This is a genomic window from Mycobacteriales bacterium, from assembly GCA_035504215.1.
Classification (GTDB): Bacteria; Actinomycetota; Actinomycetes; order JAFAQI01; family JAFAQI01; genus DATAUK01.
Window position 1 is genome coordinate 1 of sequence record DATJSI010000089.1, and the last position, 12,595, is coordinate 12,595.

The window sequence follows — 12,595 nt, forward strand, 5'->3', positions numbered from 1 at the left end:
CTGCCGCTCGCGGTAGCGGCCTCATCGACGGCGTAGCGGTGCCCGGGGTCCACCGCCATGACCAGCTTGCCGAAGGCGCCGATCAGGCCGACCCCTTCCTGGACGTACGCCGGGCCGCTCGCAATCGGCGTACCGGCACCAGCCGGCACCGTGTTGATCGTGCGCTCGCAGCCGTCCGACCAGGCCGTGACCGCGGAGGTCAGGTAGATCGCGCTCGGGCAGGCAGAGGCAGCCAGCTGCGTGACCACCGGCGCCGAGCCGGTCAACGGGACCCGCAGCACCAGGGGGTGACCGGTGGCATCGATCCCGCCGCAGCCGGCGGCTCCCGAGGTCACCGAGCTGCAGAACAGGTCGGTATCCCCGGTCGCGCCGACGTCGAGAGTCGTGAACACACCCGGATCGGCCCAGGCCATGTACCGGAAGCTGTGATGAAACGCGAGCACCACCCCGGCGTCGCCGGCGACCGCGACCGGCGGTGACGAGCTCGTGGCCTTCGGGAACGGAGTGCCCACCTTGCGGTCCCGACCGCCCGCGGTCGGATGGTCCTGCAGCTCGCCGCTCGGGCCGATCGCGAGCACGCCGTCGGGAGCCGACGACAGATACGCATCGGTGCTCGCCAGCATCAGCACCCCGTGCTCGCCCGAGCCGACGTTCCACCACTCCGCGGCATCGGGGACAAGTCCGCTGCCGGTGTCCGCGAACACATCCGAGCCGGTCAACGATCCCGCGGCGAGCGAAGTCGGCTCGATGTCATCGTTCGGGTCGAAGGCCAGCGTGGAGGTCTTGGCCTTGGCGGTGCGGACGTGCAGCGTCTCGTTCTGGTACGGATACGGCTGCGCGGTGTAGACGGCGTACTTCGGCGATCCCACGATGGGGAGGTACAGGTCGTAGAAGTGGCTCTTGCCGCCCGTGAGGGTGACCGCGTGCGGCGGAGTGCGAACCGCTCCGGCCGCGGACCCGCACACACCGACGGCCAGCCCGAGTACCGCGAGCATGACCGCACCGCGCCGGCGCCCGGCGCGACCCCCCATCGCGGTCATAGCAGGCCGTGCAACCAGCGGGTGAAGTGCTCCCAGTCGGTCGAGAAGTACTCGCGGTAGAGCGCGCCGCCGGGGGTCACGTACAACGCAACCGCGAACGCAATGGCGGTGGCGAGCACGAGCAGGATGAGGGTGGCCATCGGGATCCGGCTGCGGTAGAGCCGGCTCACCCCTTTGGCGTCGACGAGCTTGCCGCCGATCCGCAGGCGGGTGAGGAACGTGCTTGCCATGCCGGAGCGGCCCTTGTCGAGGAACTCGACCAACGTCGCGTGCGTGCCCACGGCGACGATCAACGATGCGCCCTTGTCGTCGGCGAGGAGCAGCGCGACGTCCTCGCTGGTGCCGGCTGCGGGGAAGACGACCGGCGTGATGCCCAGCTCCTGGACCCGGGACAGGCCGGGCGACGCCCCGTCGCGGTAGGCATGCACGACGATCTCGGCGCCGCAGCACAGCGCCTCGTCGCTCACCGAGTCCATGTCACCCACGATGAGATGTGGCTTCAGGCCGCGCTCGAGCAGGGCGTCGGCTCCCCCGTCGACGCCGATCAGCATCGGCTTGTACTCGCGGATGTAGTGCCGCAGCGCGACCAGGTCCTCGCGGTAGGTGTAGCCGCGGACCACGACCAGGACGTGGCGTCCTTCGAGCGGGGTCGCGATGTCGGGTACGCCGACACCGTCGAGCAAGAGCTCGCGCTCTCGGCGGAGGTACTCCATCGTGTTGGAGGCGAAGGCCTCGAGCTGGGTGGACAGCCCTTCGCGGGCCTCGGCCATCGACCGGGCGAGCGTGTCAACGGTCTGCTCCGCCCCCTTGGCGAGGATCCGCCCGTCGAGGTCGAAGACGGTGTCTTCGTACAGCCGGACGCGATCGCCCTCACGCAGCTGCCCGAAGGCCTCCGGCCCGACGTCGTCGACCAGCGGGACACCCGAGGCCAGCAAGATCCCGGGGCCGAGGTTGGGGTATCGGCCGGAGATGCTGGGCGCCACGTTGACGACCGCGGCGACCTGGCACCGCACCAGCGCCTCGGCCGCGAGCCGGTCGAGATCGACGTGGTCGATGACGGCGATGTCGCCCGGACGCAGCCGGCGGGTCAGCGTCTTCGTCCGGCGGTCGAGCCGCACCGTGCCGACCACGCCGGGCGGCTGGTCGCCGGCGCGGGTCCGCCGCAGCGTCGCAAGCCTCATTACCCGGAAGTTTGCCAGAGCGAGGCAGCCAATAAGCCCAACCCGTCGTCAGGCCGGGTCGGTCTTTGCCGCGGCCGCCGTTGCGAGCAGCTCCTCCGCGTGATCCTGGGCAAGCGCGCTGTCCTCGAGTCCCCCGAGCATCCGCGACAGCTCGCGAAGCCGGGCCTGGCCGTCGACCAGGTCGACCTCGGTCGACGTCACGAGACCTTCCGCGCTTCGCGCCACCACCACATGCCGGTCGGCGAAGGCGGCGACCTGTGGCAGGTGGGTGACCACGATCACCTGCGCCGTACGTGCGAGGTCGGCGAGCCGGCGCCCCACCTCGATCGCCGCGCGACCGCCGACGCCCGCATCAACCTCGTCGAACACGAAGGTCGACACGCCATCGCTGCCGGCCAGGACGATCTCGACCGCGAGCATGACCCGGGACAGCTCACCCCCTGAGGCGCCGCGATGGAGCGGGCGCACGGGTGCACCGGCATGAGCGACCAGCCGGAACTCGACTTCGTCGACACCGGACGGGCCGAACGCGAGCCGGCGGCCGCCGACCAGGATCCCGTGCGGATCCTCCCGCTGGCTCACCACGACCGGGAGCACGGCATCCGCCATCGCCAGCCCGGTCAGCTCCGCCGAGATCACCGTCTCGAGCCGGCGCCCGGCGGCCGCTCGTGCCTGCGACAGCCGGGCGGCGGCATCGGTCAGGCGGGCGAGGATGTCGTCGCGCGCCGCGGTCAGCTCGGTGATCCGCGTGTCGTCGTCGTCGAGCGCGGCCAGCCGCTCCCGGGCGCTCACTGCCCAGGCCTGTACGCCGTCGATGTCCGCGGCGTAGCGCCGGGTGAGTGCCGTGAGCCGGCTCAGCCGCTCCTGGACGGCGGCCAGCCGGACCGGGTCCGCGTCAAGCCGGTCGACGTACCCGGACAGGTCGGCGGCGACGTCGGCCAGCGCGTACGACGCCTCTGCGACCCTCGCCGCCAACGCGTCGAGCTGCGGGTCGTGACCGCGTACCGCGTCGAGCTCGTGCCGGGCAGCCCCCAGCAGGCCGAGCACCGACGGCGTATCCGGGCCCTCGGCAGTGGCACTGAGTGCCTCGTGGGCGGCCGCCGCCGCGCTGCGCAGCGCCTCCGCGTGACCGAGCCGGGTGGCCTCGCCGGCGAGCGAGCGATCCTCGCCGGCCTGCGGCGCGACCTCGTCGACCTCGGCCAGACCCTGCCGCAGCCCTTCCGCCTCCAGGGTTCGCTCCCGGCGGTGGGTGGTGACCTCGTCGAGCTCGCTTCGGATCGTGGCCAGGCGTGCGAACGCCTCGCGGTAGTCGGCTGCCGCAGCCGCAGCCGCCGGCCCGGCGTAGGCGTCGAGGACCGCGCGCTGGACCGCGGGGCGCAGCAGCCCGCGCTGGTCGGCCTGGCCGTGCACCGTGACGAGGTCATCGGCCAGTGCCGCCAGCGTCGCCACCGGCACCGCGCGACCGCCCAGGTAGGCGCGGGAACGGCCATCGGCGCCGATGGTCCGCACGATCACGAGCTCGTCGCCGTCGAGCGCGCCACCACTCGCCTCCACCGCCTGCGCGACCAGCCCGTCCATGGCGATCCTGAAGCGTCCTTCGACCTCTGCGCGCGGGTGTCCCGACCGGACCAGGGCAGCGTCCGCGCGGCCGCCGAGCAGCAGAGCCAGGCCGGTGAGCAGCATGGTCTTGCCCGCTCCGGTCTCGCCCGTGATCGCGGTGAACCCCGGGCCGAGGTCGAGGACGGCGTCGTCGATCGCGCCGAGTCCGCGCAGGCGAAGCTCGATGAGCACGTTTCGAGCCTACGGCGAGCCACGGACCGTGACGGCCTGCCGCGCCGGGCTGTGGAGGCGCCGAACCGCGCCACGGATCAGCTTCCGGTCCAGCCCTGCACCGGAAGCTGGAACTTGTCGACCAGCCGCTGCGTGAACGGCGTGTCGCGCAGCCGCACCAGCCGGACCGGTTCGGAGCTGCGGACGATCTCCAGCCGGTCCTGAGGCTCCAGGGAGTGAGACCGCCGGCCGTCGCAGAACATCACCGCGACCTTGGCAGGATCGGCCAGCTCGATCCCGACCGTCGACGTCGGCGCGACCACCAGGGGCCGGGCGAACAGCGCATGGGCGCTGAGCGGCACGGCCAGCAGGGCCTGGACCTGCGGCCAGACCACCGGGCCACCGGCGGAGAACGCGTACGCCGTCGAGCCAGTCGGAGTCGCGCAGACGATCCCGTCGCACGACCAACGCGACACCGGCCGGCCGTCGACCGCGAGCACCAGCGAGATCACGTGTTCGCGGGCTTCTTTCTCGACCGAGACGTCGTTGAGAGCCCAGTCGCGGATCACGACCTGGTCGTCGCGTCGTACCGCGACCTCGAGCGCAAGGCGCTCCTCGACGAAGTAGTCGCCGGCGAGGATCTTCTCCGCCGTCACGTCGATCGCCATCGGGTCGGCTTCGGCCAGGAAGCCGACGTGACCGAGGTTGACGCCGAGCAGCGGGACGCCACTGGGACGGGCGAGCTCGGCGGCGCGCAGCAATGTGCCGTCCCCGCCGAGTGCGATCACCAGCTCCGCGTGCTCCGCCGCATGCTGGTCGGCCGGGACCGGCACGCCGCCCGAGCAGTCGAGGATCGGTGCCTCGGTGTCCAGCACCCGGACCGTCACCGCCGCCTGGCACAGCCGGCGCGAGAGGTCGCGGGCCACGTCGATCGCCGCCTGCCGGCGGGCGTGCGCGACCAGCAGGATCGCGCGACCCTCGGTGCCGCTCACTGCGGGCCTGCCTCGACGGCGGCGGTGATCGCCGCGTCGTCAATCGTCCCCGCGTCGGCGCGCAGCCAGACGAAGTACTCGACGTTCCCGGCCGGCCCGGGCAGCGGGCTCGCGGTGACTCCGACCGTTCCCAGCCCGAGCGCGTCGGCCGCGGCGGTGACCCGGCGGATCGCAGCGATCCGGGTCGCGGGGTCGCGAACGACCCCGCCCGGGCCGACGTTGGCCCGGCCGGCCTCGAACTGCGGCTTCACCATCACCACGCAGTCTCCGCCAGGAGCCAGGCAGCCCGCCAGCGCCGGCAGGGCGACGGTCAGCGAGATGAACGAAAGATCGGCGACGACGAGCTCGACCGGCCCCCCAATCGTTGCCGGGGTGAGGTCACGCACGTTGGTTCGGTCGTGGACGACGACCCGCTGGTCCGACTGCAGCACCCAGGCCAGCTGGCCGTACCCGACGTCGACCGCCACCACCTCGGTCGCGCCCCGTGCAAGCAGCACCTGCGTGAACCCGCCGGTCGATGCTCCGGCGTCCAGAACTCGCCGACCCGCTACCGGTAGCTCCGGCCAATGGTCGAGTGCGCCGGTCAGCTTGTGCGCGCCGCGAGAGACCACTCGATCGCGGTCCGTGCTCCAGACCTGGATCGCGGCGTCGTGGTCGACGCCGGTCGCCGGCTTGTCGGCCGGCATGCCGGCGACCTGCACCCGGCCCTCGGCGATCAGCTCAACCGCGTGCCGGCGCGAACGGGCCAGGCCACGGCGGACCAGCCCGGCGTCCAACCGCTCCTTGCGGGCCATCAGCGGACGACGGTCATCGGCCGGCTACTGCTCGTCGTCGAGCTCGGCGAGGGCGTCGTGCAGCCGGCGGTGGACGTCGTCGAAGATCTCGACGTGGTCCTCCAACGCTGCCGTGTCGAGGTCGCGCAACCGGTCGAGCGCGGAGTCGGCAGCCGCCACCCCGGTCGGCTCGAGCTCCTCCGGCCCGACGTCCTGCGGGGTGCCCTGGTCCTCACTCATCGCCGCGACGGTATCCGACGACGGCAGCGAGTTGCGCTAACGTCGCCTGCCGTGTGGCCGGCAGCGTGCGGGATCGCCCGGGTCTGACATGGCGACGGTCAGGCAGTGCCGGCGGGCGGTCGATCGCCTGGTCGCGACGATTGACGGGCTGAACGACGAGGACAAGAGCCGCCACCTGCCGCGCCGTACCGTGATCTGCATCGTCTCGGATCTCGGCGTGTGGTTCACCGCCCGGGTCGACGAGACCGGCGTGCACGACGTCGCCCTGCACTCGGAGATCTCGACCCTCCCGTCGATCGCGGACGTCCGGGTGACGCTCGACAGCGAGGACCTGGTCGCGCTGGCCGAAGGCCGCGAGGACATCCTGAGCGCCTGGCTGCGCGGGCGGGTGCACGTGTCTGCGCCGATGCGCGACATGTTGCGGCTGCGTGCGCTGTTGGGTGTCCTCTGATCAACTCCCGGATCGGGATTGGGGGCGGTCAGCCAAGGCCGAGCTGATCGAGCGCGCGGACGTACCCGCCGCGTCGCTCCTTCCAGCCGTCGGCCGACTCGGTCCACGCCAAGGCGCAGAGCGCGCGGAACGGGTCAAGCCCGTCCGGTGTCGCTCCATCGCCGGCGGGGTCGTCGGAGCCGCCGGAGATGTCGACGGACTGCCGGTCCCGCCTGGCCCATGCCGAGCCGCACGTCGCACGATCGCGGTCGACTTCGACCGACGGGTGCGGCAGGTGCAGTGCGCCGAGGTCCCGACCGACGTAGTTCGGCCGTACCTGCGGTCTCGCGGCCAGCACGTCGGCCGGAGTCGATACCCCGGTGAGCACGAGAAGCGACGGCAGCCCGGCGCGCCGTGCGCCCTCGATGTCGGTGTCGAGCCGATCACCGACTCCGAGTGGCCGCGCGCCTTCGCAGTCCGCTCGAGCCGTGAGATAGAGCGCGGGCTCCGGCTTTCCGATCACCTCCGGGTCGAGGCCGCTGGCGATGGCGAGCGCCCCGACCAGCGACCCGTTCCCGGGCAGTGGGCCACGCTCGGACGGCAAGGTCTTGTCGGTGTTGGTCGCGACCCACCTGGCACCGGCGCGCAGCGCGACCATGGCTTCGGCGAGCGAGCGCCAGCCGACGTCCGGCGCGAACCCCTGGACCACTGCGACCGGACCGTCCTCGGCACGGCGCACCGGACGCAGTCCCGCGTCGGCAAGGGCGGTCTCGACGCCGTCGCCGCCGACGACCAGGACGGGAGCGCCCGGCTCGAGGTCCTCGGCGAGCCGGCGGGCGGCCGCCATCGCCGACGTCAGTACCTCGCCGTCCTCGGCCGGTACGCCGAGCCCGCGAAGCTGATCCGCCACGACCTTCGCCGGTCGCGACGCGTTGTTGGTGAGGAAGACCACCCGGGCGCCGGCGGCCCGGGCCGCGTTCAGCGCCTCGGCAGCGCCGCGGACGGCCCGGCCGCCGATGTACACCACACCGTCGAGGTCGAGCAGCAGCAGGTCGTAGCCGGAGACGAGTGAGCCGCTGCTCGCAACCAGCCCTGGCGGCACCCTCGACGGTGCTGTCATTCCGCTCCTTCGCGGCGTCCTCGCCCGGGCAGCCTGCCGCCGCCCGGCGGAGCCCGCTGCCCGTAGCATCGCGGACATGGCCGCAGGTGCTGCATCCGACCCGCTTCCCAGGCCGGACGGGCTGATCCTGGCGCCGTTCCGCGCACTGCGCTACGACCCTGGCCGAGTCGCGCTCGCCGACGTGCTGGCACCGCCGTACGACGTCATCGATGAGGCGCAGCGCGCGCACCTGGAGGCTCAGGAGCCGCACAACGTCGTGCGGATCACGTTGCCGCGCGACGAGCCCGGCGACCCCTCTGCCGACAGCCGGTACCAGGTGGCCGCCCGGCTGATGGCGCAGTGGCGCGACGACGGCATCCTGGTGCCCGACGAGCAGCCCGCGCTCTACGTCTACGAACAGCGTGCAGGCGGGCACGTCCAGCGCGGCCTCGTGGGTGCGCTCGGACTCACCCCTGCAGAGGACGCGATCGTGCTGCCGCACGAGAACACCATGGCGGGCCCGGTCGCCGACCGGTTGGCGCTCATGGTTGCCACCGAGGCCGACCTCGAGATGATCTTCCTGGTCTATGAGGGCGGCGGCGCCGCTGCCCGCGCGGTCGCGGAGGCCGACCAGAGCGAGCCATTGATCGACGTGACGACCTCCGACGGCCTTCGTCACCGGGTCTGGGCGATCACGGACGCCACCGCGCTCACTGGCATTGCCGACGACCTGCACTCGCGACGAGCCGTGATCGCCGACGGTCACCATCGTTACGCGACCTACCTGCAGTATCAGGCGCAGCGCCACGCAGCCGGGGACGGGAGCGGCCCGTGGGATTTCGGGCTGGCGTTCCTGGTCGACGGCTCGGCGTTCGGGCCACAGGTGCACGCCATTCACCGGGCGATCCCCGGGCTGGCGGCTGGCCGCGCCATCGAGCAGGCGGCGACCGGCTTCGAGGTCACGGAGATCGCAGGCGGGCTGAGCGCCGCCGAGGACACGCTCGCCAAAGCCGGACTCGACGGCGTCGCTTTCGTCGTGACCGACGGAAACCGGGCCTGGCTGCTGACCCAACCCGACGCCGCTGGACTTGCTGCCGCGCTTCCGGCCGACCGCTCGGCGGCCTGGCGCGCGCTCGACGTGAGCGTCACCCACGCCTTCCTGATCGCAACCCTGTGGGGCCTCGACGACCGCGAGGAGGTCGTGCAGTTCCACCACGACGTGGGCTCTGCGGTCGATGCGGCGGCCGCCGGCGGCGGGATCGCCCTGCTGCTCAACCCGACGCCGGTTGCGGACGTGGCGGCGGTCGCGGCGGCCGGCGATCGGATGCCGCGCAAGTCCACGCTGTTCGTGCCGAAACCGGCTACCGGGCTGCTGATCCGCTCGTTTGACGACGCCTGACCTGCTCGCGTGCCGGTTGCCTCCGGGGTGCAGGGACGCGTGCTCTTCGGACGGCGCTGACCGCCTCGACCTCGCATCGGCTCTGGACACCCGCGCCGCCTCGCCAGAAGCGCCGCCGCAAAGCCCCGGTCACCTCGATCAGATCACCGTCGGTCCAGCTCGCCGCCTGGCGCCGTAACCGGGCGCCGAAGGTCGAGCAGTCGATCACGTCGACCCGCTGCGACGCCGACCGGTCCGCCCGGTCGACGACCAGTCGCCAGCTCACGACCTCGTCGCCGCTCGGAAGCACCTTGGTGATCGCAGGCGCGGCCAGCCGGCCGCAGACGACCACCTCGTTGCGATGCTCGGCCGCCGGCGCCGACCCAGCTGCTCGTGTGGGCATGTGTCCTCCTCGTCCGGTGCCTGCCTAGGATCGAGGTTCAGGTCGGCGACCGGCCGACCCGCGCAGCACGTTGTGGACGGCGAGCACGAGGGACGGCAGCTGTGGACACCGAGGTCGTGACCACACCACTCGGCCACGATGTTCATTCGATCGACACCCTGATGTCCGGCTACCAGGGCATCACCGCGGGCTACTTGATCGCGAGCGAGCACCCGTGCCTGGTCGAGACCGGCACCGCCACTTCGGCACCGGCGGTGCAGCGGTCCCTGGCCGCGCTCGGCATCGGACCCGCGGATCTCGCGACGATCGCCGTCACGCACATCCATCTCGATCACGCCGGCGGCGTGGGTGACCTTGCGGCGGCCTACCCGAACGCGCAGATCGTCGTGCACCAACGCGGCGCCCGGCATCTCGCCGACCCGACCAAGCTCATGGACAGTGCCCGGCGGGTGTTCGGCGACCTCATGGACACCGTGTTCGGGGCACTGGCACCGACCGAAGCGAGCCGGATCCGTGCGGTCGACGAGGTGGGTGAGATCGACCTCGGCGGTGGCCGAGTGCTGACGACGTACTACTCGCCCGGCCACGCCCAGCATCACGTCGGCCTGCTCGACTCGGTCAGCGGCGACCTGTACGTCGGTGACGCCGCGGGGCTGTTCATTCCCGAGGCAGAGGTGTTCCGGCCATCGACCCCGCCGCCGGACTTCGACCTCGACCTCGCGCTGGCCTCCCTGCAGCACTTCGAGGAACTCGGGCCGCAACGGCTGCTGTTCAGCCACTTCGGCCCGGTCGCCGACGTGGGCCCCGCGCTCGGACAAGCGGCCGAGGAGCTGCAGGTCTGGGTCGATGCCGTTCGCGGCACGCGGGTCGACGCGCTCGACCTCGACCATGCGATCTCGATGGTGCGCGAGCGAACAGCCGATCGTTACCGCGCGCTGTACACCCAGCCCGAGATGGACGAGAAGTTCGAGTTCCTCAGCTCGACAGCGGCGAACATCAACGGCATCAACCGCTGGCTGGACCGGCTGGAGGCGGCCGCCGGCGAAGGCGGCTAGCGGTCCTCGGCGTCGAGCTCGGCCAGCCGCTGCTCGGCGTCGGTTTCCCCGTCCTCGTCGATGGTGGCGACCGAGCCGAACCACTGCCGGGCTTCGTCGACCCGGCCGGCATCGAGCAGCGCGGCCGCGTAGGCGTACCAGAGCCGTGCGGTCCAGCCCACGACCGTCGTGCGGTTCAGCTCCGCGCCCTGCAGGGCAAGGATCGCGGCATCGGTCTCGCCGCGGTCTCGGCGCGCTCCGGAGACCACGATGGCGAGCTCGACTCGCTCGGCAGGGTCGAGCCGCTTCGCATCCGGATCGTTGGCGAGCGCAAGGGCTCGCTCAGGGCGCCCCAGGCCGCGCTCGCTGTCGGCCATGATCGGCAGGTACGACGGATCGCCGGTGATCCGACGTACCGCGCGCAGTTCGGCGAGCGCGGTGGCGTAGTCGCCGGTGCGGTAGGCGGCAAGCCCCATCGCCTCGCGGACCACCGGCAGCCGGGGGGCGAGGCTGCGGGCGTACTTCGCATGCACCAGGGCCTGCTCGGGGTCGTCCTCGAGGAGGGTTCCCGTAGCGACCAGGTGGGCGGCGATCTTGTCGGCGAGGTCCTTCGGCAGGCTGCGCAGCGCCGCGCGGGCGCTGCGATCCAGATCGCGCGGGTCGATGTCGGGCGGCAGGGGCGGTGGGGGCACCCAGCGGCGCGACCGGGCCGTCCGGTCGCTCGGTCGCGAACCCCGCTTGGCGGGTCCCTCGCGGCGCCCGGGTGCGGGACGGTCGGCGGGCATCAGGCTTCCTTTCTGCGCCCGGTCGCGGGGCGACCGGTCATTGTCGCAATGGGGCGCACAAACACGAATGGCCACCCATCGCTGGGTGGCCATTCGGAAGATGTCCGGCGGCGTCCTACTCTCCCACCCCGTCCCCGGGGCAGTACCATCGGCGCTGAAGGGCTTAGCTTCCGGGTTCGGAATGGGACCGGGCGTTTCCCCTTCGCCATTGTGCCGCCGAAACTCTATGGAGATGTGGTGGTGCACCCGAGGGTCGAGTCGACCGCATCTCGGGAACCGCACAGTGGACGCAAGCAATGAATGTGAGTCAAGCCCTCGGCCTATTAGTACCGGTCAGCTCCATGCGTCGCCGCACTTCCACTTCCGGCCTATCAACCCGCTGGTCTGGCGGGGGCCTTACCAGGTTGACCCTGTGGGAAACCTCATCTTGAAGCGTGCTTCCCGCTTAGATGCTTTCAGCGGTTATCACTTCCGAACGTAGCCAACCAGCAGTGCTCTTGGCAGAACAACTGGCACACCAGAGGTTCGTCCGTCCCGGTCCTCTCGTACTAGGGACAGCCCTTCTCAAGTTTCCTGCGCGCGCGGCGGATAGGGACCGACACATTTGTTACCACAACATCGAATCCTCAATGTTCGATGTTCGGGCCAGGTCATTTCTGCCTGGCTCTGCATGTCGCCATGCAGGTCGGACTATATCTTCGCCGACCGAGGTCGGCGTTCGGCGTAGAGTCTCTGAGGATTCTGGACGGTGCACCCGCCGGTAACGGCCCCCGCCATTCATGGCGAGCGCCGACTCCCGTAGTCGGGCAAACCCTGCAGCGTCGAGATGCTCCCCGGCCTGCATCGAGCGAACGATGCTGGCGAAGGTGACGAACTCTCGCTGCTTACCGCTTATCAATGGCTCCGCTTCGAAGAACGGGATGACCTGGTTCACCAGGTCAAGCCGGCGGCGCACGACGTACACCAAGGTGGTGTCACGTGTGCCGCAATGGTTCTCCCGGATGTATCCGCAGCCCAGCCGATCCCGGATGAGGTGCAGTACCTCAGCCCGTGAACTGTCCTGGCTGACATGAAACTCCGGCACGAGCTGCCAACCCAACCGAGTGGTCGGATGACGTTGGACAGCAACATGAAAAGAACCCTCTCCATCAACGAACCCCGCGATGTACGGATCCAGTCTTTCCTGCTGATTGACCGCACTCGTGACATTGTCACTGCTCATGCCAGCACCCTAGGTCGGGGTCTGACAAGAACGAGTAGTCCGAGATACTCGGCGTTCCCAGCATTTGGCCGAATTTATAGACAGCGCGTTATGTCCACTGTCTCGCGACGTTCTAAACCCAGCTCGCGTACCGCTTTAATGGGCGAACAGCCCAACCCTTGGGACCTACTCCAGCCCCAGGATGCGACGAGCCGACATCGAGGTGCCAAACCTTGCCGTCGATATGGACTCTTGGGCAAGATCAGCCT

General features: G+C 70.8%; 12 protein-coding genes and 2 rRNA genes. 3 read left to right on the plus strand and 11 right to left on the minus strand.

Going from position 1 to position 12,595, the window contains the following annotated elements; genetic code table 11:
* The 6 genes from VME70_11095 to VME70_11120 all read right to left on the minus strand — a co-directional run.
* Positions 1–995, minus strand: a 995-nt coding sequence (locus VME70_11095; protein ID HTW20745.1) for a hypothetical protein, incomplete at its 3' end; no start/stop codon positions are given.
* Positions 996–1,036: 41 nt separating this feature from the next.
* The gene (gene steA, locus VME70_11100; GenBank protein HTW20746.1) at positions 1,037–2,221 is read right to left on the minus strand and encodes a putative cytokinetic ring protein SteA; all 1,185 of its coding nucleotides are present in this window, start codon (positions 2,219–2,221) and stop codon (positions 1,037–1,039) included.
* Between the two features lie 48 nt (positions 2,222–2,269).
* Entirely contained in the window at positions 2,270–4,012 is a 1,743-nt protein-coding gene (gene recN, locus VME70_11105) for a DNA repair protein RecN (protein HTW20747.1), read from the minus strand.
* A gap of 77 nt (positions 4,013–4,089) precedes the next feature.
* Positions 4,090–4,983 carry an NAD kinase gene (locus VME70_11110; protein HTW20748.1) on the minus strand — a complete coding sequence of 298 codons (894 nt, stop codon included), beginning with the start codon at positions 4,981–4,983 and terminating at the stop codon, positions 4,090–4,092.
* Positions 4,980–5,777, minus strand: a complete 798-nt coding sequence (locus VME70_11115) for a TlyA family RNA methyltransferase (protein ID HTW20749.1) — start codon at positions 5,775–5,777, stop codon at positions 4,980–4,982. The genes VME70_11110 and VME70_11115 overlap by 4 nt, the downstream gene beginning before the upstream one ends.
* A gap of 24 nt (positions 5,778–5,801) precedes the next feature.
* Positions 5,802–5,996 carry a hypothetical protein gene (locus VME70_11120; protein HTW20750.1) on the minus strand — a complete coding sequence of 65 codons (195 nt, stop codon included), beginning with the start codon at positions 5,994–5,996 and terminating at the stop codon, positions 5,802–5,804.
* 88 nt (positions 5,997–6,084) lie between these two features.
* On the opposite strand from VME70_11120, the gene VME70_11125 reads away from it, so the two are divergent.
* Complete coding sequence (locus VME70_11125) at positions 6,085–6,447, plus strand: SCP2 sterol-binding domain-containing protein (GenBank protein ID HTW20751.1); 363 nt, start codon at positions 6,085–6,087, stop codon at positions 6,445–6,447.
* A gap of 28 nt (positions 6,448–6,475) precedes the next feature.
* On the opposite strand, the gene VME70_11130 is transcribed toward VME70_11125, so the two are convergent.
* Positions 6,476–7,546, minus strand: a complete 1,071-nt coding sequence (locus tag VME70_11130; protein ID HTW20752.1) for an HAD-IIA family hydrolase — start codon at positions 7,544–7,546, stop codon at positions 6,476–6,478.
* Between the two features lie 76 nt (positions 7,547–7,622).
* On the opposite strand from VME70_11130, the gene VME70_11135 reads away from it, so the two are divergent.
* The gene (locus VME70_11135; protein HTW20753.1) at positions 7,623–8,924 is read left to right on the plus strand and encodes a DUF1015 domain-containing protein; all 1,302 of its coding nucleotides are present in this window, start codon (positions 7,623–7,625) and stop codon (positions 8,922–8,924) included.
* Here the strand turns inward: VME70_11135 and VME70_11140 are convergent.
* The gene (locus tag VME70_11140) at positions 8,887–9,306 is read right to left on the minus strand and encodes a single-stranded DNA-binding protein (protein ID HTW20754.1); all 420 of its coding nucleotides are present in this window, start codon (positions 9,304–9,306) and stop codon (positions 8,887–8,889) included. The two genes, VME70_11135 and VME70_11140, sit on opposite strands and share 38 nt — an antisense overlap.
* A 101-nt stretch (positions 9,307–9,407) precedes the next feature.
* Between VME70_11140 and VME70_11145 the strand changes: the two genes are divergently transcribed.
* On the plus strand, positions 9,408–10,361 hold the full coding sequence (locus VME70_11145) for an MBL fold metallo-hydrolase (protein ID HTW20755.1): 954 nt from the start codon (positions 9,408–9,410) through the stop codon (positions 10,359–10,361).
* Here VME70_11145 and VME70_11150 read toward each other — a convergent pair.
* The 3 genes from VME70_11150 to VME70_11160 all read right to left on the minus strand — a co-directional run.
* Positions 10,358–11,032: a hypothetical protein gene (locus tag VME70_11150; GenBank protein HTW20756.1), complete on the minus strand. Its 675-nt coding sequence runs from the start codon at positions 11,030–11,032 to the stop codon at positions 10,358–10,360. The two genes, VME70_11145 and VME70_11150, sit on opposite strands and share 4 nt — an antisense overlap.
* Positions 11,033–11,227: 195 nt before the next feature.
* Positions 11,228–11,346 (minus strand): 5S ribosomal RNA (gene rrf, locus VME70_11155).
* 82 nt (positions 11,347–11,428) lie between these two features.
* Positions 11,429–12,595 (minus strand): 23S ribosomal RNA (locus VME70_11160); the annotation flags it as partial.